At 66.2% G+C, this 24,927-nt stretch carries 22 protein-coding genes; 14 read left to right on the forward strand and 8 right to left on the reverse strand.

The features are described 5' to 3' along the window. Positions 1–168: 168 nt before the first annotated feature. From C1876_RS03315 to C1876_RS03345, 7 genes are all read right to left on the reverse strand, one after another. The gene (locus C1876_RS03315) at positions 169–1,215 is read right to left on the reverse strand and encodes an ABC transporter ATP-binding protein (RefSeq protein WP_114545304.1); all 1,047 of its coding nucleotides are present in this window, start codon (positions 1,213–1,215) and stop codon (positions 169–171) included. Continuing rightward, positions 1,212–2,339, reverse strand: coding sequence for an ABC transporter ATP-binding protein (locus tag C1876_RS03320; protein ID WP_114545305.1), 1,128 nt, complete (start codon positions 2,337–2,339; stop codon positions 1,212–1,214). Before C1876_RS03320 ends, C1876_RS03315 begins: the two co-directional genes overlap by 4 nt. A 4-nt stretch (positions 2,340–2,343) precedes the next feature. Beyond that, positions 2,344–3,273, reverse strand: a complete 930-nt coding sequence (nikC, locus tag C1876_RS03325) for a nickel transporter permease (RefSeq protein ID WP_211309494.1) — start codon at positions 3,271–3,273, stop codon at positions 2,344–2,346. A 5-nt stretch (positions 3,274–3,278) separates the two neighbouring features. After that, a complete protein-coding gene (locus C1876_RS03330) occupies positions 3,279–4,298 on the reverse strand; it encodes an ABC transporter permease (RefSeq protein ID WP_114545307.1) in 1,020 nt (339 codons plus the stop codon). Positions 4,299–4,555: 257 nt separating this feature from the next. Next, positions 4,556–6,187, reverse strand: a complete 1,632-nt coding sequence (locus C1876_RS03335; protein ID WP_114545308.1) for an ABC transporter substrate-binding protein — start codon at positions 6,185–6,187, stop codon at positions 4,556–4,558. A 209-nt stretch (positions 6,188–6,396) separates the two neighbouring features. Next, on the reverse strand, positions 6,397–8,199 hold the full coding sequence (locus C1876_RS03340; protein ID WP_114545309.1) for a LuxR C-terminal-related transcriptional regulator: 1,803 nt from the start codon (positions 8,197–8,199) through the stop codon (positions 6,397–6,399). Between the two features lie 24 nt (positions 8,200–8,223). Beyond that, positions 8,224–8,895 carry a hypothetical protein gene (locus C1876_RS03345; protein ID WP_114545310.1) on the reverse strand — a complete coding sequence of 224 codons (672 nt, stop codon included), beginning with the start codon at positions 8,893–8,895 and terminating at the stop codon, positions 8,224–8,226. A 300-nt stretch (positions 8,896–9,195) separates the two neighbouring features. Between C1876_RS03345 and C1876_RS03350 the strand changes: the two genes are divergently transcribed. The 13 genes from C1876_RS03350 (at position 9,196) to C1876_RS03410 (ending at position 21,720) form a co-directional block, all read left to right on the forward strand. Then, positions 9,196–10,794: a molybdopterin-dependent oxidoreductase gene (locus tag C1876_RS03350; protein ID WP_158544591.1), complete on the forward strand. Its 1,599-nt coding sequence runs from the start codon at positions 9,196–9,198 to the stop codon at positions 10,792–10,794. 14 nt (positions 10,795–10,808) lie between these two features. Beyond that, positions 10,809–11,309 (forward strand): hypothetical protein, encoded by a 501-nt coding sequence (locus C1876_RS03355; RefSeq protein WP_114545312.1) that lies wholly within the window; start codon positions 10,809–10,811, stop codon positions 11,307–11,309. Between the two features lie 63 nt (positions 11,310–11,372). Then, on the forward strand, positions 11,373–11,936 hold the full coding sequence (locus tag C1876_RS17920) for a molybdopterin-binding protein (RefSeq protein WP_244910019.1): 564 nt from the start codon (positions 11,373–11,375) through the stop codon (positions 11,934–11,936). Positions 11,937–11,994: 58 nt separating this feature from the next. Further along, positions 11,995–13,794 (forward strand): FAD-dependent oxidoreductase, encoded by a 1,800-nt coding sequence (locus C1876_RS03365; RefSeq protein WP_158544593.1) that lies wholly within the window; start codon positions 11,995–11,997, stop codon positions 13,792–13,794. Positions 13,795–14,096: 302 nt separating this feature from the next. Further along, a complete protein-coding gene (locus C1876_RS03370; protein WP_114545314.1) occupies positions 14,097–15,482 on the forward strand; it encodes a TrpB-like pyridoxal phosphate-dependent enzyme in 1,386 nt (461 codons plus the stop codon). Between the two features lie 38 nt (positions 15,483–15,520). Then, complete coding sequence (locus C1876_RS03375) at positions 15,521–16,213, forward strand: ABC transporter ATP-binding protein (RefSeq protein ID WP_114545315.1); 693 nt, start codon at positions 15,521–15,523, stop codon at positions 16,211–16,213. Beyond that, positions 16,210–17,016 carry an ABC transporter permease gene (locus tag C1876_RS03380; protein WP_114545316.1) on the forward strand — a complete coding sequence of 269 codons (807 nt, stop codon included), beginning with the start codon at positions 16,210–16,212 and terminating at the stop codon, positions 17,014–17,016. The genes C1876_RS03375 and C1876_RS03380 overlap by 4 nt, the downstream gene beginning before the upstream one ends. A 25-nt stretch (positions 17,017–17,041) precedes the next feature. Next, a complete protein-coding gene (locus tag C1876_RS03385; RefSeq protein WP_114545317.1) occupies positions 17,042–17,392 on the forward strand; it encodes an SURF2 Surfeit locus protein 2 in 351 nt (116 codons plus the stop codon). Positions 17,393–17,425: 33 nt separating this feature from the next. Next, positions 17,426–18,592 (forward strand): histone-lysine N-methyltransferase, encoded by a 1,167-nt coding sequence (locus C1876_RS03390; protein WP_114545318.1) that lies wholly within the window; start codon positions 17,426–17,428, stop codon positions 18,590–18,592. 145 nt (positions 18,593–18,737) lie between these two features. After that, positions 18,738–19,373, forward strand: coding sequence for a DAK2 domain-containing protein (locus C1876_RS03395; RefSeq protein ID WP_114545319.1), 636 nt, complete (start codon positions 18,738–18,740; stop codon positions 19,371–19,373). A 79-nt stretch (positions 19,374–19,452) separates the two neighbouring features. Then, on the forward strand, positions 19,453–20,451 hold the full coding sequence (locus C1876_RS03400) for a dihydroxyacetone kinase subunit DhaK (RefSeq protein ID WP_114545320.1): 999 nt from the start codon (positions 19,453–19,455) through the stop codon (positions 20,449–20,451). A gap of 9 nt (positions 20,452–20,460) precedes the next feature. Further along, a complete protein-coding gene (locus tag C1876_RS03405; RefSeq protein ID WP_114545321.1) occupies positions 20,461–21,303 on the forward strand; it encodes a class II fructose-bisphosphate aldolase in 843 nt (280 codons plus the stop codon). A gap of 93 nt (positions 21,304–21,396) precedes the next feature. Continuing rightward, positions 21,397–21,720: a hypothetical protein gene (locus tag C1876_RS03410; protein ID WP_114545322.1), complete on the forward strand. Its 324-nt coding sequence runs from the start codon at positions 21,397–21,399 to the stop codon at positions 21,718–21,720. A 62-nt stretch (positions 21,721–21,782) separates the two neighbouring features. Here C1876_RS03410 and C1876_RS03415 read toward each other — a convergent pair whose 3' ends face one another. After that, positions 21,783–23,318 carry an FAD-dependent oxidoreductase gene (locus C1876_RS03415; protein WP_158544595.1) on the reverse strand — a complete coding sequence of 512 codons (1,536 nt, stop codon included), beginning with the start codon at positions 23,316–23,318 and terminating at the stop codon, positions 21,783–21,785. 132 nt (positions 23,319–23,450) lie between these two features. On the opposite strand from C1876_RS03415, the gene C1876_RS03420 reads away from it, so the two are divergent. Further along, positions 23,451–24,926: a helix-turn-helix transcriptional regulator gene (locus tag C1876_RS03420; RefSeq protein WP_158544597.1), complete on the forward strand. Its 1,476-nt coding sequence runs from the start codon at positions 23,451–23,453 to the stop codon at positions 24,924–24,926. The last annotated feature ends 1 nt before the right edge of the window (position 24,927 follow it).

Raw genomic sequence — 24,927 nt, forward strand, 5'->3', positions numbered from 1 at the left:
AGCATTCCGCCGCCCTCATCACCGCTTCCGCAAACTACCGTTGCCAACAGGTTGAAGGTTTCCGGGGCGCTGCTGCGTACAGATGTTTCACGTGAAATATCTGTACGCATATAAGCGACGAGGGCCCCAGTGGGGCCCTCGTGCGAGTCAGGACTGTAGAGCGACGTTCTAAATAACGGCCGTCCCCGGGCCGCCTTCGTCGTAGCGGTGGCAGGCCACGCAGTGGTCCGGCTTCACCTCCACGAGGTCGGGCATCACCGTGTCGCAGCCCTCCACCTTCGCGAAGCAGCGGCTGGCGAAGCGGCAGCCGGGCGGCGGGTCGATGGGCGAGGGCACGTCGCCTTCGAGGATGATGCGGTCCTTCTTCGTGGCCGGGTCCACCGATGGGATGGCCGAGAGCAGCGCCTGGGTGTACGGCGACAGCGGGTCGGCGTACAGCGACTTCTTCGGAGCGATCTCCATCATCTTGCCCAGGTACATGACGCCCACGCGGTCGGACACGTGCTTCACCACGTTCAGGCCGTGCGCGATGAACAGGTACGTCAGCCCGAACTGCTCCTTGAGCTCGTCGAGCAGGTTGAGCACCTGCGCCTGGATCGACACGTCGAGCGCCGACACGGGCTCGTCGCACACGATGAGCTTCGGGTTCACGGCCAGGGCGCGCGCGATGCCCACGCGCTGGCGCTGTCCGCCCGAGAACTCGTGGGGGTAGCGGTTGCGCATGTAGTTCGCCAGGCCCACGCGCTCCAAGAGCTCGTTCACGCGGTCTTCAACCTGGTCTTTCGGCAGGATGTTGTTCGTGATGATGGGCTCGGCGATGATGTCGCCCACGCGCATGCGCGGGTTGAGCGACGCGTAGGGGTCCTGGAAGATCAGCTGGATGTCCTTGCAGTACTGCTTGCGCTCGGCCGGCTTCATGGCGGTCAGCTCTTTGCCGTCGAACGTGATGGTGCCCGACGTGGGCTTGAGCAGGTTCACCAGCATCTTGCCCACGGTGGTCTTGCCGCAGCCCGACTCGCCCACGAGGCCGAACGCCTCGCCCTTGCGAATCTGGAAGCTCACGTCGTCGACGGCCTGCACGTAGGACGTCGCCTTGCCGAAGAAGTTCGTGTCGGCGGCGAAGCGCTTCGTGAGGTGCTGCACGTCGAGCAGGATATCCTGCTCCGGCGAGGGCGTAGCGCCCTCGCCGGAGGTATGCACGGTGTTCTCGCTCATCGGCCCGCCTCCTCTTCCTTCTCCAGCTCTTCGATCTCCGCTTCGCGGATCTCCTCGCCCACGAGCAGGGCTTCGGCGGTTTCCATCTCGCGCGCCGCCTCGACGTCGGCCAACGCCTCGGCTTCGCCGGCGGCGATGGCGTCCGCGCTCTTGGCCTCGCCTTCGGCGTTCTCGTACAAGAAGCAGCGCACCTTGTGGCCGTCGAGATCCACGAGGTCGGGAATCTGCTGGCGGCAGATGTCCATGCACGAGTCGCAGCGGTCGGAGAAGTGGCAGCCCGGCGGCATCTCGAGCGGGTTCGGCACCATGCCCTTGATCATGTACAGGCGCTTCGTGTCGTCGTCCTCGAGGCGGGGGATGGACTTCAGCAGGCCCAGCGTGTAGGGGTGCATCGGATGGTCGAACAGCTCGCGCACGTCGGCTTCCTCAACCACCTGGCCGCAGTACATGACCACCACGCGGTCGGCCGTCTCGCTCACCACGCCCAAATCGTGCGTGATCAGCAGCACGGCCATGCCGGTGTCGTCGCGCAGGCGGCGCAGCAAGTCGAGGATCTGCGCCTGGATGGTCACGTCGAGGGCCGTGGTGGGCTCGTCGGCGATGAGCAGCTTCGGGTTGCAGGCCAGCGCCATGGCTATCATGACGCGCTGGCGCATGCCGCCCGACATCTGGTGCGGATAGTCGTTGATGCGGGCCTCGGGCGAGGGGATGCCCACCTTGCGCAGAAGGTCGACGGCGCGCGTTTTGGCCTCGGCCTTCGACACCTTCTCGTGCGTGCGGATGGCCTCCGTGATCTGCTTGCCCACGCGGTACACCGGGTTGAGCGACGTCATGGGCTCCTGGAAGATCATCGCCATGTCGTTGCCGCGCAGCTCGCGGTACTGCTTCTCGGACAGCTTCGTGAGGTCTTTGCCTTCGAACTCCATGGAGCCGCCGGCCACGTGGCCCGGCTCGGCCAGCAAGCCCATGACGGACAGGCTGGTCACCGACTTGCCGGAGCCGGACTCGCCGACGATGGCCAGAATCTCGCCCGCGTCAACGTCGAAACTCACGTCTTCGACGGCGCGTACGATGCCCTTCTTGACGGGGAACTCCGTAGAGAGGTTCTTCACCGAAAGAAGCACGGGATCACCTCTTCCTTGCTTTGGGATCGAGGCCGTCGCGCACGCCGTCGCCCAACAGGTTGAATGCGAGCACGGTCAGCGTGATGGCCAGGCCGGGGAAAATCATGAGCCACGGAGCGCGGAACAGCTCGTTGCGGCCGCGACCCAGCATGTCGCCCCATTCGGCGGCAGGCGGCTGCACGCCCAGGCCGAGGAAGCCGAGGGCTGCTGCGTCGAGGATGGCCGTGGAGATGCCCAGCGTCGCGCGCACGATGATGGAGGGCAGCACGTTGGGAAGCACGTGCTTGAACACGATCTTGAAGTTCGAGTCGCCGATGACGCGCGCGGCTGCCACGTAGTCGTTCTCCTTGATGGAGAGGATCTCCGAGCGCACGATGCGCGCGTATTCGGGGATGGCCACGAGGCCGATGGCCACGACGGCCTTCTCGATGCCGGGCCCGAGCGCCGCCATGATGGCGATGGCCAGCAGGATGGAGGGGATAGCCAGCATCATGTCCATGACCCGCATGATGACGGTGTCCCACTTGCCGCCCTTGTAGCCGGCGATGGAGCCCAGCACGACGCCCACGGTGAGCGAGATGGCCACGGCGGCCAGACCCACGGTCAGCGTGATCTGCGTGCCCACGAGCACGCGGCAGAAGATGTCGCGGCCCTGGATGTCGGTGCCGAACCAGTGCTGCGCCGACGGGGCCAGCAGCGATTCGCTCAGGTTCTGCGCGTACGGGTCGTAGGGCAGGATGCCCGGCGCCAGTTTCGTCACGATGGCGATGGTGGCCAGGATCAGGATGAAGATGCCGCTGATGAGCGATGCCTTGTTCGACACGATGCCCGCGATCACGTCTTTCCAGATGCTCTCGTGCTTTTCCTTGACCGGCTGGCCGCTCAACAGCGCGTCTCCGGCCGGCTCAACGGCCAGTTGCTTGTTCTTCGCCATATCGATCACCCCTCTTCCTTCGCGCCGTACTTGATGCGGGGATCGAGGTAGGCGTACACGATGTCAACGACGAGGTTCATGATGACGAAGATGACCGCCACCAACAGCACGATGCCCTGCACGACGGGGAAGTCGCTCTTCAGCACGCAGTCGACGGCGAACTTGCCGATGCCCGGCCACGCGAACACCGTCTCGGTGAGCAGCGCGCCGCCCAGGAGGCTGCCGAACTGCAGGCCGATGACCGTGGAGATGGGCAGCATGGCGTTGCGCAGCGCGTGCTTGACGTTGACGGCGCCCTTCGACAGGCCCTTGGCGCGCGCGGTGCGCACGTAGTCTTCGTTGAGCGTCTCGAGCATGCTCGAGCGCGTCATGCGCGTGATGATGGCCATGGAGTACAGCGACAGCGCCAGCGTGGGCAGGATGAGGTGCACGAGCACGTCTCCGAGCGCGGCCCAGTTGCCCTGCATGATGGTGTCGAGGATGAAGAACCCGGTTCCTCCGGTGGGTTGGAGCAAGGGGGACACGCGCCCGCTCGAGGGCAGCCAGTGCAAGATGCCCGAGAACAGCAATATGAGCAGGATGCCCGACCAGAAGATGGGCATCGACACGCCTATGAGCGCGATGAACATACTGACGTTATCGGCCGCTTTGTTCTTCTTCACCGCCGCCAGCACGCCCAGCGCCACGCCCAGCAAGGACGCCACGATGATGGCGCAGATGGCCAGCTCGGCGGTGGCGGGGAAGCGCGCCGCGATCTCGGCCGTGACCGGCTGGTGGGTGTAGTACGAGGTGCCCAGGTTGCCCTGGACGGCGCCAACGATGAAGTTGACGTACTGAAGCCAGATGGGGTCGTCCAACCCGTTGTCGGTGCGCCAGACCGCCATCGCCTCGGGGGTTGCGTGCTCGCCCAGAACCACCGGAGCCGGGTCCGGGGCCAACACGCGGGTGATGAGGAAGATGATGACTGTCACACCCAGCAAAACGGGAATCACCATAAGGATTCGTTTGAGGATGTATTTGAGCAACTGCTGCTCCTTTCTTAACGGGACCCGTCCGAGAGCACGCCTGCGCTGCTTGGACAGGAATGAAGCCGGAGGCGGTGCCTTCGGCTTCGAGTGCGCGCCTGGTGATGCCTTGCGCGCAGCCACGGATCGAAAAAGATCGCATGACAGTGTAGCGCACTTGCTATCGTTTGGCGGCAAGAATGCGACGCCAACCGGTAATAGAACCCAAAACGGGGCCGCTCGCGCTCGAACGGCCCCGCACACAAGCACTGCTTGCTTTACGCTTCCTTCGACACGCCCTTGAAGAAGGCGACGCCGGTGGGATGGTAGTAGAAGTCCTTGACCTTCGGGTTGATGCCCAGCAGGTTCTTGGAGTGGGAGATGAGCACCCACGGCTGCTTCTCGGCAACCATCTGCTCGCACTTCAGGTAGACGGCGTCGCGCTCATCGCCATCCGGCGTGGTGAGGCCCTTGGCGACGAGCGCCTTGTACTCCTCGTCCTGGAAGTGCGCCACGTTCATGGACCAGTTCGTGTCGGCGAGCAGGTTCATGAAGTTGTCCGGGTCGCCGTTGTCGCCCGTCCAGCCGTAGAAGCAGATGTCGTACGGATCGGTCTGCACCTTGGTCTTGTAGGTGGTCCAGTCGTACTCGGTGATGCTCACGTCCACGCCCACCTCGGACAGGTAGCCCTGGATCATGTTGGCCAGCTGGCTGCCGCCCTTCTGGTTGTAGGGGCGGGCGGTGGTGTACGTGATGCACTGCAGCGACGTGATGCCCTTGTCCTGCAGCGTCTTCTTGGCGGCCTCGGGATCGTACGCCGTCTGCTTGACGTCCTTGGTGTAGGGCGCCATCCAGTTCGGCATGACGGAGTTCGCCACGGTGGCGTAGTCGCCGTAGATGGCCTGCACCATTTCCTCGACGTTGATCGCCTGGGCCACGGCCTTGCGCACTTCCTGGTCGGAGCACTTGTCCGACTCGGTGTTGAACGCCATGTAGTTGATGGTCATGCCGTCTTCGGAGAACAGCTCGAAGCCGTTGCTCGTCACCTGGTCGGCCGACGACGGGTCGACGCTCGAGATGATGTCGCACTCGCCGTTCATGAGCGAGGTGAGGCGCGTGTTGCCCTCGGCGATGATCTTGAAGACGATGTTCTTCGTCTTGGGCGCGTCGCCCCAGTAGTCCTCGTTGGCCACGAGCGTGACGGAAGCGCCCTTCGTCCAGTCGACGAACTTGTAGGGGCCCGTGCCGCTGGGCTTCGTGATGGGCTGGCTGCCCGCCGCCTCGGCGGCTGCCGGGTCGACGATGGGGGAGGCCAGGGCCATGGCGAGGTTCTTCACGAACGGGGCGGAAGCCGCGCGCATCGTGATCTTGACGGTGGTGGGGTCGATGGCCTCGACCTTCTCCACGCCGTTGCCCGCTTCCTTCTCGCCGAACACGAAGGACGCGTAGGGCATTTCGGAGTTGCGGTTGGGCTCGAGCTGGCGCTCGATGGACTTCACCACGGCGTCGGCGTTGAAATCGCCGCCGTCATGGAACTTGACGCCCTCGCGCAGCTTGATGGTGTACACGAGGCCGTCGTCCGAGATCTCGGGCAGATCGGTGGCCAGGCAGGGCGCAACCTTCGCGTCCTTGGCGCCGTACTGGTACAGGCCTTCGTAGATGTTGCAGCTGACCACGGCGGACTCGCCGTCGTCGAAGTACGCCGGGTCGACCGCGCGCGGGTCGGCCGTCAGGCTGTACGTGATGGCGTCCGCGGCACCGCCGGTCGTGCCGGTGGAGCCGGCGTCCGTCGACGGGGCGCTCGTGTCGCCGCCGCTGCTGCAGCCCGCCAAGCTAACCAGGCCGAAGCCCGCAGCCGACACGCCGAGCATCTCGATGAACGTGCGCCTGCTGAATGTGCTCTTTTCCATAGGTCGGTGTCTCCTTCCCTCGCACCCCGTCGTATTTGCGGGGCCCTCCTGCGAGTCGTGCGACTCTGCCGACGCCCGAACGCGTCGTTGCGTTCCAAGCGTATCAGCATACTTTAGTCCAATAAAGCAGCATCTGGTTGAATTTGTACCATAAGATGTCGTTTTCCTCCCGCGAGCGTTCCCGAATGGCCCCCGAAAGGTAGATACGGTTAATTCTGAGCGGGATCGTCGGCCTTGTTCATGTCGCTGCGGGTTCTCTTGACGAGGGCCGAGAGGTCGTCGTAGGAGTGCAGGTCCATCTTCGCGTAGATGTTCGTGGTGTGGGAATGCACCGTCGCCGACGAGATGAACAGCCGCTCTTCCATCTCCTTGGGGCGGTACCCGCGCGCCATCAAGCCGAACACCTCCGATTCGCGCGCGGTCAAGCCGTGGGCGCGCGCGAGGTGGGCGATGGTGGCGTCGAGCGCGCGCTTGCGGGAGTCGTCGGGGCCGGGCTCCTGCGCCTCGGGATTCTCGTTCTCGGGCGGCAGGTCGAACCGTTCGAGCATCTCCTGCTTGCTGTGGATGCCCAGCTTCTTGTAGATGCTCTGCACGTGGGACTTCACGGTGTTGTCGGAGATGTTGAAGCTTCCGGCGATGGACACGGTGCTGCGCCCGCGCAGCAGCTCGTCGAGGATGTCCTGCTCGCGCTCCGTGAGCTTCGCCTGCTTCACCAGGGCGTCGTGCAGCTTGCGCCGCCGCGTTTCGAGGCTGTTCTGCACCTCGGTTTGCAGCCGGCGGCCCGACGCCACGCCCGTGTCCGGATCGAGGTAGCGCTGTCCCTCGGAAATGGCCGCCAGCAGTCCGAAGACGAGCACGTAGCCCACCGCCGTCATGAGGATGGCGTACTGCGCGAGGTCGAGATGGAAGAGGTCGACGAGCACGCCCACGAGCAGCCCGGCGTCGATGATGCCCGTCATGAAGATCATGCCGAAGCACACCGATTCGAGCGGGTAGGTGTGCCGCGCGTACGATATCTCGCAGAACACGCTCAGCTCGAAGATGGCCACGAGGGCGAAGCACGCCATGTTGACGTAGTTGCTGTAGTACGGCGGGATGCCCAGGGCGCCCAGAAACGGCATCATGGCGAACGCGAACGACATGAGCAGCGTGCCCACCCAGAAGAAGCGCTTGTACGACACGTTGAAAACGCCGATGGCCACGAAGCACGTGCAGGCGCCGATGGCGCGGGCCACGTGATAGGGGTAGTTGAAGTCCATGCCCGACGTCGATGCGATCTGCTCGTAGGCGAAGTGGTAGTTCATGAAGTTGAACGCGATCTCGCCGATGGTCAATCCCAGAAGCAGCAGCACGCTGATGCCGAAGAACTCCCGCTTCAGCACGTTGCTCGTCCGCGCGCGCCCGCGCCGGGTCGAGCGCGTGCGCGAGAACACCTCGCCGTCCACGCGATCGCGCGCCGCATAGACGTACATCAGGATGGAGAGCAGGGGGAACGTGGAGATGGCGACGGCCGCGGCCAGCGGCTTCATGGCGAACAGCACGATGCCGTCGAACACGATGCCGATGGTGATGGCGAGCGAGGCGTTGACGGTTGCCGACTGCGCGCCGCGCTCCGTCCACACCGTGCCCCACAGGGCCATGACGAGGGCGAGCACCGCCCCGTTCACGGCGCTCGAAGCGAGGGCGAGCGGCAGCATGCTCCAGGACGCGGCGGCGATGGAGAGCAGCGACGAGGCGATGCCCGCGATGCCCACCCCGATGAGGCGCCCCGTTCCGCCGTAGAGCTTCGCGCTGACGGCGGGCGCGAAGCGGGCGAGCAAGAACAGCGTCACGCCGCTCGCGGCCATGCCGACGGCGAGCGACGGCACCGTGAACGCCTGCGCGCTCTGGTTCCAGTTGAAGAAGATGCCCGAGTAGAAGGCGAGATCCCACCACGCCCACATGAGGGCCGACCCGGCGATGGAGCTTGCCGACGTCGCCCCGTAAAACAGATTGCCCCGCTCTTTCATCATGCGATTCCTGCGATTCCCTCGACGCTACCCCTGTCGCAGAACATCCCCTGTCCGCGCATCGACGGTTACGATTGCCTTCGCTATGTCGTTCGGATGCTCGACGCCGCTGTCGAATGCGCTCAGCGCGTCCTCGTCCGTGAAATAAAAATACCACGTCATGGCTGCGGGCGCGTCTTCGGTTTTCTCTATTTCGGGCTCGTACGCCAAAAACGAGATGCGGTAGGGATGCGCGCGGTATTCGGGATACGCGTCGAGGATGAAGCGGTACGCCTCGTCGGCATCGACGCCCACCTCCGCCGACGCGTCCTTCGGCGCTTCCTCCCAATCGCCTTCGTTCCAGGTGGTGGGGCCGTAGATGCTTGCGACGGCCTTCGTGCTGTAGTTGAACACCGTGTAGAACTTCGCATAGCGCTGCGACGCGAACAGGTAGGTCCACGTCGGCGCCTTCTCGCCGGGCGTCGCGTACGCGTTCATCACGGCCGAAACCGGGAACGCGTCGCCGTCCGTTTCGGCCATGGCCGCGGCGGTTTGCTCGTGCACCGCCCCCGAGAACGCCGGCTGCGGCCCGTCGAGCTCGTCCGCGGGCGCGGCGCATCCTCCCAGCGCGACGGCGGCGGCGAGCGCAAGGGCGGCTCCGGCCGCTCCGATCGCCCCGACGGCTCGTCTTGACGTGAACGGTTGTGCGAATGCGAACATGGTTCCCCCGATCCTCTTCCGATATCCCTCTTCCGCTATCGGCCCATGCTAGCGGGTTCGGGGCTTTTGGCATCAACAACTACCGTCTAATGGCTGACTAAACGATTTTTGATGAGAGGTGATGACGGCTTGACGAGGGCGTGCCTCCCGTTCGCAAAATACCACCTCAAACCGCCGATGCGCTCCGCTTCGAGCCGTTTTAGGGTGGCGGCTGTCCCGTTCGGCGAGGAAAGGGGGCGTGCGCGTTGCCGCAGGGGACGGTTGGGTACGACGAGTTGGATAGCGAGAGGAGAGGATACTATGCAAGCTGAGGAGACGGTCGAGAAGCGCCGTTCATCGAAGAAGAAGCCGATCGCCGCGCTGTGCATCGCGATGATGCTCGCGGCCGCGCTGAGCGCGCTGGGATGCGCGCCGCAGCAGCAGGCTTCGCGGGAGCCGGACGCCTCCGGCGCCGCCACCGAGCAGGAGGCTGCGGGAGCGGCCGTCCTGGAAGGCACGAACATGAAGGCGAACGACTTCCAGCAGCGCGATGCGGGTGCGCTGCCCGACGACTACAACATTTCGGCGAAGGTGAATGCGGGGAGCCGCGGTTGCGACGCCTGCCACGAAGACCTCCAGGCAACCATCAAGGACATCGCCCCCACGGTGCACATCATGACCACGGGAGCCATCTTCGGCAAGACGGTTGACTGGAACGATTGCGAGTCGTGCCACTCGATGCACGATACCCGCGGCGGCGTGTACCTGGGCGACTACATGCACGCGACGCACTTCAGCAGCCCCACGTTCACGGATGCCGACAACGGCAATTGCTGGAGCTGCCACGCCACCAAGAAGAACGGCGAGATCGTCATGTGGGACGAGTACTGCTACGAAGAGCAGCTGAGCGGCTACACGGCGAACACGCCGGCCTCGGAGGCCTTCTTCCACATGCGCGGCTACGATGCCGACACCTCCATCGGCATCTCGACGCTGGCGTCCGACGAGGTGGATCTCAAGGTCGATCTCGACCAGGAGATGACCGACGAGTCGCAGCGCTACGAAGCGGTGAACTTCAACATCCCCGCATGGACGGACGCGGAACTCGCCGCATGGAGCATCGAGATCAAGGGCGTGAAGAACCCCGCCACGCTCACGCTCGCCGACCTCGAGCAGCATTTCGAGAAGCAGACCCAGCAGGTTACGCAGGAGTGCCTCGTCAACGGCGTGAACTCGTCGCTCGAGGACAGCTTCGAGGCTTCGGGCTACCTGCTGAGCGACATCATCGAGTACTGCGGCGGCGTCGACGAAGGGGCCGTGACCGTGAACGGCATCGCCGATGCCGACGAGGGGTGGAACTTCTGCGTCGAGCTCGACGACGCGTTGAAGAACGGCGCGTTCGTGGCCACCGAGTACTACGGCCACGAGCTGACCGCCATGATGGGCGCCCCCGCGGTGCTCGTGCAGCCCGGCTTCCCCGGCGGCACGTGGGTCAAGTACCTCAAGACCATCGAGTTCGGCACCGAGCCCGTCACCGCCCCGGTCAGGGTCATCGCCGGCGACGACTTCTACGACGGCGCCGAGGACCCGCACCTGTACGGGTGCAACTCGGCATGGTTCAACCCGGCAACCGACGGCCAGGTGTTCAAGGTGGGCGAAGCCATCGACCTCGAAGGGTTCGCCTGGGTGTGGAACGTGGACGGCCATAGCACCAAGCAGGTGCAGTTCAGCTGGGACTACGGCAAAACCTGGTTCAACGCCGACGTCGCCCCCGACGCCGATCCCAACAACTGGCAGCGCTTCCATGCAACGTGGACGCCCACCCAGCCCGGCACGTACTGCCTCAAGGTGCAGGCCGTCGACGGCAAAGACTGGCATCAGAAGAAGCCCGCGAGCGTGTTCGTCACGGTGGAAGGGTAACGAGGTGATCATCTATGAATGAAACGACTACGAAGGTTGCCGGAGCGCTCGCGTCCCTGACGCTTCTGGCGGGTGCCGGTGCGGCCGTTGCCGTGCCGGCGGTGCAGGGCGGCGCGGACGCGGCCGTGCGCGCGGATATCGCGACGGGCGACGATGCCGCGAAAGGATCGCTTCTGACGACCGTCGCGCAGGTGGAGGGCGCGTTCTCCTTCGACCAGGGCGCGCTTTCGTCGAACGGCTCGATAGCCGACGTGTTCTGCAAGGCCGCCGCTTCGCTGTGCGCGTCGTTGCCGGACTACGGCGTCGAGCGCGCTCAGCCGTCCATCGACGTGTCGGGCGACGGGGGCACGGCGTTTTCCGCAACCGTGGACGAGATGAAGGATCGGAAGGGCGCGGCCTCCCACGTCATGGCGTGCGCGTGCGCGTCGAACGGGGCGGGCGGCGGCGCCATCGCCAACGCCGAGGTCGAGGGCGTGTCGCTTCAGTCCATCGCCGAGATGGCCGAAGCAAGGTAGCGAGCAACGCCGGCGCCCTGCGTTGCGCGGGGCGCCGGCTTCGACGGAGGAGGCGAGGGGAACATGGAATGCAATACGGTCACGTTCACGGCGGCGGACGGCAGGGAGCTGGCGCTTCCGCTGGACGCGCTCGTGGAGCGCGGCGCCATCGTGGCCTCGAAGGTGAACGGCGACGACGTCCTGTCGGTGATGGGGGCCGTCAACCAGCTTTGGGTTCCCCGGCTTCCGGCGAAGTACTACGTCCGCGACATCGTGGGCATCCGGTTCACGCGGGAGGAGGACCCTCCAACCTTCGACCCGTTCGCCTGCGACGGCCACGATTTCACGAACCGCCCCAACGTGTCGGTGAAAGCGCCGTACGTCGGCCGGACGGGCGAGCCGCTCGTCTTCGAGGGCTACGCGTCCGATTTCGATCGCCGTATCACGGCCATCCAGCTCTCGCTCGACCAGGGGGAGCATTGGACGACGTATCCCGTGGAGCACGCCGATGCCGACCGGTGGGTGTACTGGCATTTCGCGTACACCCCGCGCGAGGCGGGCGCCTACCGGCTCAAGGTGCGCGCGGTGAACGACGAGGGGGCGTGCTCGCCGTCGCCGGCGGTGCACGCCTTCGAGGTGCTCGACTGAGGCGGCTTCGCGCGCGGCGCGTGCGGTGGGAATGGAACATACGGAACAAGGAGGCACTATGAAGAACATCGATCGAAGGGGGTTTCTGACCGGGGCCATGGCAACGGGAGCGTTGGCGGCCGCGGGCGCGCTGTTCGGGTGCGCCCCGTCCGACGGGGAAGGGAAGGCCGCCGCCGACGCGTCGCCCGCTCCGGAGCGGGCGGGTTCCGCATCGGCGACATGGGATGCCCGCCCGGCATCCGTCGCCTCCGATGCCAGCGCGGGGAAGGACTACGACATCGTCATCGTGGGCGCCGGGAACTCGGGCATGATCGCCGCGTTGCGCGCCGCCGAGCTGGGCGGCAAGGTTGCCGTGCTCGAGCAGTCGGGCGCGCCCACGTCGTGGGCCGGCGACATCGACGCGTGCGGGAGCGCCCTCATGGAAGAGGCGGGGATCGAGGTCGACAAGGAGTTCGTCATCCACGACCTCGTGCGCTACGCGTCCGGAAAGTGCGACGAGAACCTCATCCGCCTCTGGGCCTACAACTCGGGCGCGTTCGTCGACTGGTACCAGGAGACGCTGCAGAAGAAGGGCGCGGACGTGATGCTCGACGTGGTGAAGAAGAAGTTCTATCCCGACGACTTCTACTTCACGAACGTGTACCACACGGCCTATCAGCCGCCGCTTCAGGAAACCGCCAACCCCATGGGGTCCGAGGTGGCCATGCCCATCCTCGTCGAGCTGTTCGAGGCGGCCGGCGGCGAGCTTCTGTTCGACACCAAGGTCGTCGAGCTTATGCAGGACGGCGAAGGCGGCCGCGTCACCGGCGTCATCGCGGAGACGGACGGCGGGTACGTCGCCTACGGCGCGTCGAAGGGCGTCATGCTGTGCTGCGGCGGCTTTCTGGGCAACAAGGACATGATGGACGAATGGGGCGTCGTCTCCCACAAGTACTGCTCGAACCACATCGGCGGCGACGGCAGGAACGGCGACGGCATCAAGCTGGCCACCTGGGCCGGCGCGGCGCGCGACGCCTCGTCCACCGGATCGATGCTCATCTTCGATCGCGGGTGCATCACGACGGCGGACGACGACGGCGGCCTCGGCGCGCAGGGAGGCACCTCGCCCAACTTCTGGTGGCCCGGCTCGCAGCCCTTCCTGCGGGTGAACGCGCTCGGACAGCGCTTCTGCAACGAGGACAACACGTACGACTTCGCCTTCAACCTTGCCGTCCAGCAGCCGGGCCACTACTGGTGGCAGGTGTTCGACGCAAGCTGCTGGGAGGACATCGTCAGCTTCGGAACCACCATCTGCTCGCGGCTCGTGGCCGAGGAGGGCGCGAAGAACTGCCTGCTGCTCGGCCAGTTCTACCCGTGCCGCAGCGCCGAGGAGTACGAGGAGGTGTACCTGGGCCCCAACGTGGAGAACGGCAACGTGATCAAATGCGACTCCCTCGACGAGCTGGCCGACGCGATGGGGCTCGACGCCGATGCGAAGAAGAACTTCCTGGCTTCGGTGGCGCGCTACAACGAGGTGGCGGCGTCGGGGACCGATACGGATTACCACAAGGCGCCGTGGCGGCTTTCCGCCGTCGACGAGGCCCCGTACTACGCGGTGAAGCTTGCCGGTTGGGCCCTGGCCACGCTCTCGGGCGTGCACGTGAACGACAAGATGCAGGCGGTCACGCCCGCGGGCAAGCCCATCGAGGGCCTGTACGTGGGCGGGTTGGACGTGGGCGGGTTCTTCAACGGGAACTACCCGCAGCTCTACGGCGGCCTGTGCATGGGCCGCTGCGTGACGCTGTCGTGGCTCGCCGCGCACGCCATGATGGGGAAGGAGTATCCGACCCCGGTCGAAAGCGCGCAGTTGGCGTTTTGATGCGACGCGGTGATTTTTGGTCTTCCCTTTGGCGATCGTTGCGCTATACTAGCCTCCGTACCCGGAAACCGAACCCGAAAGGTTCTTTGTGCGAGCTGCTTCCAACACCGCTGTTTTCAACGACATCGCCTGTGCGATGCCGCTTCTCGGCGCGTGGTGGTGGAACAGAGAGCATTAATCCCGGGTCCCCTGGCTTCTGTCCACGCATACATACTCAGAAGAGCCCTCGGAGATCCGGGGGCTCTTTTTTTGTGCGCGAACGAAACCGACGAATCAACCGAATGCAAGGAAAGGAAACGACCATGACCGAACAAGCACCGCACCGTCTGTACCTGCGCGAAGACCAGATCCCGACGCAGTGGTACAACCTGCGGGCCGACATGCCGGAGAAGCCGGAGCCCATCCGGCTGCCGAACGGCCAGGTCGCGCGCCCTGAGGATCTGGCACCCGTGTTCTGCGACGAGCTCGTGCGCCAGGAGCTCGACGACGACACGGCCTACGTCGACATCCCCGAGCCCGTGCTGGAGATGTACCGCATCTACCGTCCGTCGCCGCTGTGCCGCGCCTACAACCTGGAAAAGGCCCTCGGCACGCCCGCGAAGATCTACTACAAGTTCGAGGGCAACAACACGTCGGGCTCGCACAAGCTGAACTCGGCCATCGCCCAGGCGTACTACGCCAAGGCGCAGGACTTGAGCGGCATCACCACCGAGACGGGCGCGGGCCAGTGGGGCACGGCGCTCGCCGAGGCGTCCGCGCACTTCGGCCTCGATCTCGACGTGTTCATGGTGAAGTGCTCCTACGAGCAGAAGCCCTTCCGCCGCAACATCATGGAGACGTTCAACGCGCACGTCACGCCTTCGCCGTCCACCACCACCGAGATCGGCAAGAAGATGCTGGCCGAGCACCCCGATTCCACGGGCTCGCTGGGCACCGCCATCTCCGAGGCGGTGGAGCGCGCGCTCAACATCCCCGCCAACAAGGGGCGCTACACCCTGGGCTCGGTGCTCAACCAGGTGGTGCTGCACCAGTCCGTCATCGGCCTGGAGAGCTACGCCGCCTTCGAAGAGCTGGGCGAATACCCCGACATCGTCGTGGGCTGCGCGGGCGGCGGCTCGAACCTCGCCGGCCTCATCGCGCCGTTCATGCGCGACAAGATCAAGGGCATCCGGCCCGACACGCGCTTCGTGGCCGTGGAGCCCGCCAGCTGCCCGAGCCTCACCCGCGGCCGCTACGCCTACGACTTCGCGGACACGGGCCGCACGTGCCCGCTCGCCAAGATGTACACGCTGGGCAACGGCTTCTTGCCGAGCCCCGATCACGCCGGCGGCCTGCGCTACCACGGCATGAGCCCCATCGTGTCGAAGCTGAAGGCCGACGGCTACCTCGACGCCGTGGCCGTGAAGCAGACCGACATCTTCGCGGCCGCCGTGGAGTTCGCGCGCCTCGAGACCATCCTGCCCGCGCCCGAAAGCGCCCACGCCATCTTTCAGGCCATGGAAGAGGCCAAGCGCTGCACGGAGACGGGGGAGGAGAAGACCATCCTCTTCGGCCTCACCGGCACGGGCTACTTCGACATGAAGGCCTACGACGCCTACAACCGGGGCGAGATGACCGATCATGCGCCCACCGACGAGGAGCTGGAAGCGGGCTTTGCCACCATCCCGCACATCGAGGGCGTGCAATAAGACGTGCGTCGGGGGCATGCAGGTGCTACCATGCCCCCATGCACACGTTTCGAGCCGAACATATCGCGGTGTCGTACCCGCGCGCGGGGCGCGCCGTGCCGCTGCTGCATGACGCGAGCTTCGAGCTGGCGGCGGGCGGCATCTACGATTTGACCGGGCCGTCGGGCGCGGGGAAGTCCACGCTCTTGCGCGCGTGCGCCCTCATGCTCGCGCGCGACGGCGGCGAGCTGTACCTGGACGAGGCGCCCAGCTCGTCGTTCGAGCCGACGGCGTGGCGCCGTCGGGTGTGCCTCGTGCCCCAGCAGCCGGCGCTCGTGAGCGGCACCGTGCGCGACAACCTGCTGCTTCCCTGGACGCTCAAGGTGAACGCGGCGTCGCGGCCTCCCGACGATGACGAGCTGGCGCGCCTGCTCGAGCGGGCGGATCTCGCCGACGTGGAGCCGGGGCGCAGCGCGGCGCAGTTGTCGGGCGGCCAGGTTGCGCGCATCGCGCTCTTGCGCGCGTTCGCCACAGCTCCCGACGTGCTGCTGCTCGACGAGGTGGACGCCGCGCTCGACGACGAGTCGGCCTACGCGGTGGGCCGCCTGACGCGGGAGCTCGTGGGCGCGCGGACGGCCTGCCTGCGCATTCGCCATCGCGCAGCCGACGGGTTCGCGCGCGGCACGTTCGCGCTGCGCGACGGCGCGCTCGCGTACGCGGAGCGCCCGGCGGCGGGGGAGGCGCGCCCATGAGCGGCGGCGTGGTGGACATCGGCTTCGTTGAGCTGGTCGCGGCGAGCGCGTTCATGCTGGTGGCGGGCATCGTATCGTGGAAGCTCGCGCTCGGGCAGACGAAGCGCATCGTCGTGTCGGGCGTGCGGACGTTCGTGCAGCTTCTGGCCATGGGCTTCGTCCTGCTGTACCTGTTCCAGTATCAAACCTGGTGGATCGTGCTCATCGTGCTGGGCCTCATGGTGCTGGCCGCCACGCACATTGCCACGTCGCGGGTCAAGAGCTCCGTGCGCGGGCTGTGGCCTGCCGTGTTCGTCTCGCTGTTCGCGTCGTCCATGATCGTGGCGTTCACGGTGGTGGAGGGCGTCATCCATGCCGACCCCTGGTACAACGCGCGCGAGCTCATCCCCATCGCGGGCATGATCATCGGCAACGCCATGGCGGCCACGGCGGTGGCCATCGACCGGCTGTTCGCCGACATGGACAGCCGCTCGAGCGAGATGTTCACGCTCGTGGCGCTGGGCGCCACGCCGCGGGAGGCGGCGTTCCCCTCGCTCAAGGCCGCCATCGGCGCGGGCATGACGCCCGTGTTGGCGAACATGTCGGCCGCGGGAATCGTCACCATCCCCGGCATGATGTCGGGGCAGATCCTCGCCGGCGCCGACCCGCTGCTTGCGGCGAAATATCAGATCGTCGTCATGCTCATGCTGTCGGCCGCCAACACCATCGCCATCGTGCTGGCCTGCTTCCTTACGTACCGCAGGCGGTTCGCGCCCGATGGATATTATTTGGACGAGGGCATACGCCCCGATAATCAACTATAATTGCTGCATCGTGAAAGGAAGATCCGTGGCTGCAGGCGAACCCAAGTTTTCCCATATTACCGTGACGCCCGACGACGAGGACGACGTCGTCATCGAGGCGGGCGCCCGCCCGTCGCGCTCCGCCGCTCCCGCGGCGCCGAGTGCGGAAGAGCCCGTCGCTGCGCCCGTCGAGGCGCCGTCGGCTCCGGCCGCACCCGAGGCGCCCGCCCGTGCGGAGGCCGACGACGCGCCGAAGAAGCGCGCGAAGGACGCAGACTACCAGGAGACGACCATCGACGATCTCAAGGCGGCGCCCATGCCGCTCGCCCAGAAAATCGTGCTCGCGTTGGCCGCCGTAGGCGTGATCGCCATCGCCGTCTACTTCTTCATGCGCTAAGCGCTCCGTTCCACCTGTCAGGAAGGCAAACCGATGCCCAAACATGCTCCCATCGTACCCAAAGGCACCCCCTCCGACCCCGCCGACAAGCGCATCGGCCTCACCGAGGCCTTTTCCCCCGTCGGCGACGCGCCGGCACCTTCTGCGCCCTCCGACGACAACGACGCGCGCATCGGCCTCACCGAAGCGTTCTCACCGGTTGGCGACGGCGCGCATGCGGGCGGCTTCAGCTACCAGGGCGACAACGAAGACGAGTACCCCGACGCGTTCGAGAGCCTCGAACCGGTCGACGCGCCCCCGCTGCTGTTCGGCGACGAGGCCCTGCCCGTCGAGCCCGAGGAGCCGCAGGGCCGCCACGGCAAGAAGGACAAGCAGGACAAGAAGAAAAAGGACAAGCAGGGAAAGAAGCAGCAGATCCCGGCCTACCAGCGCAAGTCGCGCCGCATGCGCCGCGTGCTCATCGCCATCGTGGTGCTGCTCATCCTGCTGATCGGCGCGCTGGGCTACTTCACGTTCCGCCTGCTCGGCGAAAGCCAGACGCTTGCCTCGCAGCAGACGCAGGAGCAGCAGAGCTCCGCGGAAGTGGGCTCCATCAACAAGGACGAGACGAAGGACGCCGCGTCCACCGCCACGAAGAAGACCGAAGTGCCCGACCTGGCGGCCGTGCTCGGCATGACGAAGGACGAGGCCATCGAGGCGCTCAAGCACGGCGCCACCGAGACGAGCTCGAAGGAAGTGAGCGAGGAGGGCAACCCCGTCAAGACGAACGTGACGATCGCGCTTACCGACGAGCCGGCCGACACGCGCTCGGGCACGCCCAGCGTGTACCTGGGCCTCGACGAGGACGGCAAGATCGTGCAGGCGGGCTACTCCGCCGCGACGGCCGCGCTCGGCTACGGCTCGCTCAGCTTCGTCGACGCGGTGAAGAACGAGCACATCGTGGAGAAGACGCTCGCCGAGGCCGGCATCGCCGTGCCCGAGGGAACGGTGGAGCTGCCCGCCGACAAAACGGCGTACTCCACGTACGACACCGACGGCACGACGCTCGTGAAGGAGAGCTGCTCGTTCTCCGGCACGGTCGATCTCGCCGGCGCCGCGCACGAGTGGTCCGCCGTGCTGCTGTACGACTACAAGACCGCCAACGCCTCCGGCAACCTGGCCGACACCATCCGCATCATCTACGTGTACATCAACGCGTAGGGGTTGCGTCCCCTCGCGTGCTGCTCGAACCGGTCATGCCGCGCCGCCCCCTCCGGGGCGGCGCGCTTGTTTTCGCCCATTGACCGCGCGATACGTTGCGGGTAGAGTTTGCAGCAAGCGATAACCGACGGGAAGGGGCCCATCCATGATCGATCGGGACACGTTCAAGCGCATGATGCGCGCGAGCGCGCAGCTCATGCTCGAACAGGCCGACGCGTTGAGCGACATCGATTCGCGGTTCGGCGACGGCGACCACGGCATCACCATCACGAAAATCGCGAAGCTCATGAACGAGCGCGTCGAAGCGTGGGGCGACGATTCCCTCAAGGACTTCCTCGACGAGCTGGGCATGGGCGCCATGGCCGTGCGCGGCGGCTCGGCCGGCCCCCTCTACGGCACGATGATCTCCGGTTTGGGCGTCGAGCTCGGCGACGACGAGAGCGAGATCTCGGCCGACGCTGCGCGCCGCATGTTCGCCGGCGCCCTCGCCGAGATGCGGGACATCACGGCCGCCGCCGTGGGCGACAAGACCATGATGGACGCGCTCATCCCCGCCGTGGAAGCGGCGCAAGCCTGCGATGCGGCCGCCTGCGATGCGGCTGCCGTGTTCGCCGCCGCGGCCGATGCCGCCGAGGCGGGCGCGAAGGCGTCCGAGGGCTTCGCCTCGAAGTTCGGCCGTGCGCGCAGCTACGGCGACGCCACCATCGGCACGCCCGATGCCGGCGCCGTGTCCACCGCGCTCTTCCTGCGCGGTCTCGCGTCGGGCGCCGCGCGCCTGTAAGCGCCGCCCGTCCTTTCCGGAACCTTCCCGCCGCCCGCGCGGCGGGTCGTCAGCCATCCACCTACGTAGGAGGACCACCATGCAGATGAAGAAGTTCATCAACGGCCCCGACAACCTCACCGCGGAGCTGCTCGAGGGCCTGGCCTTGGCCAACCCCGACATCCTCGAGCTGGGCGAGGACAACATGGTCATCAACAAGAAGCTGGCCGAGGCCGACCGCGTGACCATCGTCACGCAGGGCGGGTCGGGCCACGAGCCCGCCATCGAGGGTTTCGTGGGCGAGGGCATGGTGGACATCGACGTCGTGGGCGACATCTTCGCCGCGCCCGGCCCGCAGGCCTGCGTCGACGCCATCAAGCTGGCCGACAAGGGCAAGGGCGTGCTCTACATCGTGCTCAACCACGCCGGCGACATGCTCACCGGCAACATGACCATGAAGCAGTGCAAGAAGCAGGGCCTCAACGTGGTGAAGGTGGTCACGCAGGAGGACGTGTCGAACGCCCCGCGCGAGAACGCCGACGACCGTCGCGGCCTCGTGGGCTGCATCCCCACGTACAAGATCGCCGGCGCTGCGGCGGCCGAGGGCATGAGCCTCGAAGAGGTGGCCGCCGTCGCGCAGCGCTTCGCCGACAACATGGCGACCCTGGCCGTGGCCGTGCGCGGCGCGACGCATCCGCAGACGGGCACGCTTCTGGCCGAGCTCGGCGACGACGAGATGGAAATCGGCATGGGGCAGCACGGCGAGGAGGGCGGCGGCCGCCAGCCCATGAAGTCCGCCGACGAGACCGCGGCCATCATGGTGAACGCGCTCGTCAAGGACATCGGCATCGAGCCGGGCGAGAAGGTCATGCTCATCATCAACGGCTCGGGCGCCACCACGCTCATGGAGCAGCTCATCGTCTACCGCGCCGCCGTGCACGAGCTGGCGAAGCAGGACATCGAGGTCGTGGCGAACTTCGTCGGCGAGATGCTGACCGTCCAGGAGCAGGCCGGCTTCCAGATGTTCATGGCCCGCATGGACGACGAGCTCCTGCGCCTCTGGAACGCCCCCTGCACCACGCCGTATTTGAAGAAGTAGGAGGGCTCCATGCTCGCATCTCTCACTTCCGTCCTCGCTTGGGCCGAGGAGCGCGGCTGCGCCGCCGCGGCGTTCGACACGCCGAACCTCGAGCTGCTGCTCGCGGCCATCGGCGCCGCCGAAGCGCGCGACGAGCCCGTCATCATCCAGCACGCGCAGCTGCACGAGCACGAGACGTCCATCGACGTCATCGGCCCCATCATGGTCATGCGCGCCGAGGCCGCCCGCGTGCCGGTGTGCGTCATGCTCGACCACGGCGAGGATATCGAGTACGTGCGCCGCGCCCTCGATCGGGGATTCTCGGCCATCATGATCGACGGCTCGCAGCTGCCCTACGAGGAGAACGTGGCGCTCACCCTCGGCGCGGTGGAGCTCGCCCACGACTACGGTGCCGACGTGGAAGCCGAGATCGGCTTCACGACGGGCCACGAGGGCCTCGAGCATGCCGACGACGAACGCGAGAACGTCTACACCGACCCCGACGAGGCCGCGCGCTTCGTGGCCGACACCGGCATCGACGCGCTCGCGGCGTCCGTGGGCACGGTGCACGGCTTCTACCAAGCCGAGCCCAAGCTCGACTTCCACCTCATCGAGGAGCTGCGCATCCGCTGCGGCGTGCCGCTCGTCATGCACGGCGGCAGCGGCCTGTCGCGCGAGGATACCCGTGCGGCCATCGCGGCGGGCATCCGCAAGATCAACTACTTCAGCTACATGAGCAACGCGGGCGTGCGCGCCGTGGAGGCGCTCATCGCCGATGCGCACCCGAAGTACTTCCACGCCCTCGCCAACGCCGCCACCGAGGCGATGCAGGCCGACGCGGAAGCGGCCATGGACATGTTCTCAATGCGCTAAAACCCTTGCCATCCTGAGCACCGCGAAGCGGGGCGCAGGGGGCTGCCGCGCAAGCGGCAGAGGGGTCGAAAGATCTTCGAGAAAGGACGCACTATGACGGCAACCTATATGCACATCGGCATTCCCATCACGGAGAAGAAGCCGAACATGACCTACAACGAGGCCATGAAGTTCTGGGTGTCGAACGTGGACGATTACGACTACAAGATCGAGTACCTCAAGTTCGAGGAGGGCACTCCGTTCCCCGAGGAGCTGCACCGCCGCTGGCACGTGGCCTACGCGATTGACGACCTCGACGCATACGCCGACGACGCCGACCGCATCATCTGCGGCCCGATGGACGCCGGCCCGGGCGTGCGCCTCGCCTTCGTCGAAAAAGACGGCGCCATCATCGAACTCTACGAGGACAAGAACTAACCCCGTACCCAAGCGCCCGCCCTATCCAGGGCGGGCGCTCGTCTCGGATGCGCGCGCTGCCGCTACAGGGCGGCGGCGTTGCGGCCCGCCTTGCGGCCGAAGTGCGCGTTCGACGCCATGGCCGTGCCCGAGCCGGGGTAGAACGGTCCCACCCAGCCGCCCGTGCACAGGCCTGCGGCGAACAGGTGGGGGATGGCCTCGCCGCTCGGCCGCAGCACGCGCGATTCGAGGTCGATGCGCAAGCCGCCGCAGGGGCCCATGATTTCGGGGCGCATGCGGTTGGCGTAGTACATGGAGCCCTCGATGCGCTCGAACCCGCTGATGCGCCCATACGACGCATCCGTTTGCGTCGGCACCGCCGTGTCGTTCCAGAACTGCAGCGTGTTCGCCAGTCCGGCAGCGTCGACGCCGATGGCGGCCGCGAGTTCCTCGATGGACGGTGCGCTGATCACCGTGCCCGCCGCTACGGCGTCGCCGATGGTGTCGGCGTCCCAGGCGCGGCAGTTCTCCAAGTTGCTCTCGGCCCACACGGCGTAGCAGGGGTGCCCGGTCGATTGTTCCATCTGGAACTGCATGCGCGTCTTGTAGGCGTAATGCGCATCCTCGCACACGTAGCGCTGTCCGGCCTTGTTGACGAAAATGAGGCCCCATACGTCCTTGCCGGACGTGAGCTTCAGGTCGAGGATGGCGTCCATGCCGCTGCCCAGGTTGCGGATGTCGGCGCCGATCTCCATGCCCATGCGGATGCCGTCGCCCGTATTCGTGGGCACGCTCAGGCAATCGGCCAGCTCCATGGCCCATACCTGCTGCGGGCAGAACTGTCGCGCCATATCCGTGTTGTGATCGATATTGCTCGTGGCAATCACCACGCCGCGGTTCGCCTTCACGGCGACGGTGCCCTTCTTCGTGTCGGCTTCGACGCCCACCACGGCACCTTCCGCATCGACGATGAGCCTTGTGACCTCCGAGTTCGTCTCGATCGCGGCGCCGTTCGCCTCGGCCTTCGCCTTCATCGCGGCAATGAGGCCCGCGCCCTGCCCGTCGGGTCGATGGATGCGCACGGCGTAGTACTCGTCGGCGTAGGGCACGTGCGACTGCCCCGAGAAGTCGCCGATGGTGATGCCGAGGTCTTCGACGTACCAGCGGATGACCTCGGGGCAGCCGTACGCCAAATCCTTGACGAGCTCTTCGTCCACCCAGCCTTCGCCGAGCGCCTTGTACCACTGGAAGTGACGCTCGGGCGTGTCGTCCTGGTACGCGGTGAACTCTTTTTGATAGCTCGTGCCCGCCGCCTGCGTGATGCCGGCCGACAGCGCCGTGGTGCCGCCGATCACGCTGCCCTTTTCCAGCACGAGCGTATCGGCTCCGGCGCCGCTTGCCTCGATGGCGGCCGACAGCCCCGACCCGCCGCTGCCGATGACCACGACGTCCACCTCGCGATCCCACGATTGCGGCACGCCGGACGCACCGCTGTTCTCCTTGCCTTCGGCTTTCGGCGCGCATCCGGCCATGCCGAATGCGGCGAGGCCGGCAGCGCTTGCCACGGCCCCCTTCAAAAAGTCGCGGCGTCCCCACTGCTTGCTGGTTGTGCTCTCCATGATGTCCCCTTCCGTATTCGGTTCTCCTGATCCCGGGCCGTCGTCGGAGGGAGGGTGCGCGGCGACGGCGCCGGGGTTGAGGACACGGTACCCGCGGTTCCGAGCGCACGGATGTTTAAACGTGTTTAAACGTTGTTCGGACTGCTTAAAACCGGTATCATCCACCGCAGCGCCGGGGGATCGGCAGCGGGGGAAGTCGGGGGGTCGATCGGGCTGGACACGCAACTCAACAGGCTGTTCTCCTTTCTCAGGGAGAACGCGCTCATCTTCTACGCGGGCATCGGCATGGGGCTGTACCGCTGCGCCCATGAATGGCCCCTGTGGTTCAACGCCGCAGTGGCGCACGTGGGCGTGGGGCCGTTGTTCGAGGGCGGCTTCTTCTTCCTGCTCGTCGACATGGGCAAGGTGGCAGGGCTTGTGGCCTACCTTGCGTTGTGCTACGGCTTCGACGCGCACCGCCGTAGCGGGTTCCTCCTCGCCCTGCCGAGCGCCCTCATCGTGGCAGGGTGTCTCGTGCCGCTGCTCGTGGTGCTCGGCATCGATCCGGGGCCGAGGGTTGTCGTGGCGAGCCTCGTGCTCATCGGGGGTGGGGCGGGCATGCTGTTCGCGCAGTGGATCGAATTCTGCGGCTATCTGCCGCCCGTCAAGGTGATTCAAGTGTTCGCCGTATCCTTCGCCGTGCGTTTCGTGGTGTTGCCTCTCGTCACGGGCGTGGACGCGCTGTCGAGCACGCTGCTCGTCATGGCGCTTGCGGGCACATCGTTCGTGCAGGTGGCGTTCTGCTTCGACAAGGTGCCCAGTTTGGGCGCCAGCCCGCGCGTGGCGACGGGCGCGGGCTCGCTGTCGGGTTTCGGCACGCTCTTCCTGTTCGTGTGCGTGTTCGCGTTTGCCTACGGGTTATGCGGCAGCGCCACGTCGCTGTCCCATTCGGCCTCCGAAACAGGGTGGGGCACGGTGCTGCCGTCCGTCGTGGTGCTTGTGCTGGCGTTCGAGATGGGCGACCGCTTCGACCGCACCATCCTGTACGCCATCGCGCTGCCGCTCATGACGGCGGGACTGATCGGCGTGGAGTTCCTCGGCGTGTCCCCTTCGCTTTCGCAGGTGCTCGTCAGCGCCGCGTACTCGACGTTCGACCTGCTCGTGTACACGCTCGTGTGCTCAAGCGCCTATCAGAACCGCACGTCGGCCATGCTGCCCGGCTCCTGCGTGCGCGTTTTCGCGCTCGTGGCCGCCGATGCTGCCATCGTGCTCATGCGCCTCGTGCCGGCGCTCAACAGCGGCGTCGTGGTGACGATCACCATCTTCGCCGCGGTGGGGGCGGGCATCGTGGTGTTCGCCCCCCGGTTGGGCGACCGTCGCGCCTACGCGTCGTTCCAGCCTCAGGAACGCACCTCGGAGCGCGAGCGGCTTGGAGCCGTGGCGACGGCGAAGGGCCTCTCGCAGCGCGAGACGACGGTGTTCCACCTGCTTGTGGAAGGCAAGACCGCAACCGAGATCAGCGAGGAGCTGTTCATTTCGAACGGTGCCGTGCGCGCCCATTGCAGCCGTATCTACGACAAGTTCGGGGTTCATTCCCGCAAGGACTTCGACGCCCTCCTCAGGAGGTAGG

The organism is Eggerthella sinensis (assembly GCF_003339815.1).
Classification (GTDB): domain Bacteria; phylum Actinomycetota; class Coriobacteriia; order Coriobacteriales; family Eggerthellaceae; genus Eggerthella; species Eggerthella sinensis.

Coding starts and splice junctions, on each gene's coding strand:
- C1876_RS03315 (WP_114545304.1), bottom strand. CDS start 1,215: ATGAGCGAGAACACCGTGCATACCTCCGGCGAGGGCGCTACGCCCTCG.
- nikC (WP_211309494.1), bottom strand. CDS start 3,273: ATGGCGAAGAACAAGCAACTGGCCGTTGAGCCGGCCGGAGACGCGCTG.
- C1876_RS03335 (WP_114545308.1), bottom strand. CDS start 6,187: ATGGAAAAGAGCACATTCAGCAGGCGCACGTTCATCGAGATGCTCGGC.
- C1876_RS03340 (WP_114545309.1), bottom strand. CDS start 8,199: ATGATGAAAGAGCGGGGCAATCTGTTTTACGGGGCGACGTCGGCAAGC.
- C1876_RS03345 (WP_114545310.1), bottom strand. CDS start 8,895: ATGTTCGCATTCGCACAACCGTTCACGTCAAGACGAGCCGTCGGGGCG.
- C1876_RS03350 (WP_158544591.1), top strand. CDS start 9,196: ATGCAAGCTGAGGAGACGGTCGAGAAGCGCCGTTCATCGAAGAAGAAG.
- C1876_RS03355 (WP_114545312.1), top strand. CDS start 10,809: ATGAATGAAACGACTACGAAGGTTGCCGGAGCGCTCGCGTCCCTGACG.
- C1876_RS17920 (WP_244910019.1), top strand. CDS start 11,373: ATGGAATGCAATACGGTCACGTTCACGGCGGCGGACGGCAGGGAGCTG.
- C1876_RS03365 (WP_158544593.1), top strand. CDS start 11,995: ATGAAGAACATCGATCGAAGGGGGTTTCTGACCGGGGCCATGGCAACG.
- C1876_RS03370 (WP_114545314.1), top strand. CDS start 14,097: ATGACCGAACAAGCACCGCACCGTCTGTACCTGCGCGAAGACCAGATC.
- C1876_RS03375 (WP_114545315.1), top strand. CDS start 15,521: ATGCACACGTTTCGAGCCGAACATATCGCGGTGTCGTACCCGCGCGCG.
- C1876_RS03380 (WP_114545316.1), top strand. CDS start 16,210: ATGAGCGGCGGCGTGGTGGACATCGGCTTCGTTGAGCTGGTCGCGGCG.
- C1876_RS03390 (WP_114545318.1), top strand. CDS start 17,426: ATGCCCAAACATGCTCCCATCGTACCCAAAGGCACCCCCTCCGACCCC.
- C1876_RS03395 (WP_114545319.1), top strand. CDS start 18,738: ATGATCGATCGGGACACGTTCAAGCGCATGATGCGCGCGAGCGCGCAG.
- C1876_RS03400 (WP_114545320.1), top strand. CDS start 19,453: ATGCAGATGAAGAAGTTCATCAACGGCCCCGACAACCTCACCGCGGAG.
- C1876_RS03405 (WP_114545321.1), top strand. CDS start 20,461: ATGCTCGCATCTCTCACTTCCGTCCTCGCTTGGGCCGAGGAGCGCGGC.
- C1876_RS03410 (WP_114545322.1), top strand. CDS start 21,397: ATGACGGCAACCTATATGCACATCGGCATTCCCATCACGGAGAAGAAG.
- C1876_RS03415 (WP_158544595.1), bottom strand. CDS start 23,318: ATGGAGAGCACAACCAGCAAGCAGTGGGGACGCCGCGACTTTTTGAAG.